Raw genomic sequence first — 1,239 nt, 5'->3', positions numbered from 1 at the left:
GTCAGATCAAGGCGAGTAGAAGCGGGAGCCGAGTATGGAACAGGTCATTATCGGGGTCGATCCCCACAAACTGTCGGCAACGATCGAGGTCGTCGATCGCAACGAGCAGATGCTCGGGTCGGGGCGGTTCGCGACCGACAAGGCCGGGTACGCGGCAATGCGCCGTTACGTGCGGGACTGGCCCGATCGCACTTGGGCGGTCGAGGGGGCCAATGGTGTCGGTCGTGGGCTGGCGCAACGGCTCTTGGAGTCCGGTGAGCATGTCGTCGATGTGCCGGCCAAGCTGTCCGCGCGAGTGCGGTTGTTCAACACCGGCCACAACCGCAAGACCGACGCCCTGGACGCCCACTCGGTCGCCGCGGTCGGGGTTCGCACCCCGGGCCTGCGGGTGCTGGAGGTGGACGGGGAACTGGAAGCGATGCGGCTGCTGACCGATCGGCGGGAGGCACTGACTCATCGACGGGTCCAGACTGTGTGCCGACTTCAAGCGTTGCTTGCGGACTTGTTACCCGGCCAGGTCAAGCGTGACATCACCGCGATACAGGCCAAGAAGATGCTGGCCAGCGTGCGGCCCCGCGACATCGCCGGCAAGACCCGCCGCAGGATCGCGGCCGAGGAGTTGGCCGAGCTCGTCGCGGTAGAGGTGAAGATGAAGAGCGCGACCGCGGAGTTGAAGGCGATGGTCCTGGCACGCGAATCGCGGCTGATGGACATCCACGGCATCGGCCCGGTCGTCGCGGCACGGATCCTGGCCGACGTGGGAGACGTGGCACGGTTCGCTGACCGCAACCGTTTTGCGTCCTGGACCGGTACGGCGCCGCTGGATGCCTCTTCAGGTGAGCAGAACCGGCACCGGCTCTCGCGCGCGGGAAACAGGCGGATGAACCACGCCATCCACATCGCTGCGATCACGCAACTGAGACTTGAGACCGACGGCCGCACCTATTACCGCCGCAAGCGAGCGGATGGGAAGAAGCCCAAGGAGGCGCTGCGCTGTTTGAAGCGTCGGATCTCGGACGTGATCTACAAACAACTCGTTGCCGACGCGGCGCGGGCCGCCCACACTGACCTGTGGCCGGGTGTGAGCGCGGGTCCGGGAGGGCACTGCGGGACGACACTCAAATCCAGCGCGGCCGACTTCCACCCGATCATCGACTCTTCGGATCAGCCACTTCCCGGACCCGCTGACCCGACGCTACGCCGCCCCAGCTCACCCAACGAGCCCCAACACGAACGGGA

General features: G+C 66.2%; 1 protein-coding gene. It reads left to right on the top strand.

The genetic code is table 11. The features are described from left to right. Positions 1-34: 34 nt before the first annotated feature. Positions 35-1,239 (top strand): IS110 family RNA-guided transposase (locus FGL98_RS25090; RefSeq protein ID WP_146321612.1); only part of this gene is annotated, 1,205 nt, incomplete at its 3' end.

It is taken from the genome of Leekyejoonella antrihumi (assembly GCF_007845645.1).
Classification (GTDB): domain Bacteria; phylum Actinomycetota; class Actinomycetes; order Actinomycetales; family Dermatophilaceae; genus Leekyejoonella; species Leekyejoonella antrihumi.
This window is presented reverse-complemented; position numbering and strand designations above follow the sequence as displayed.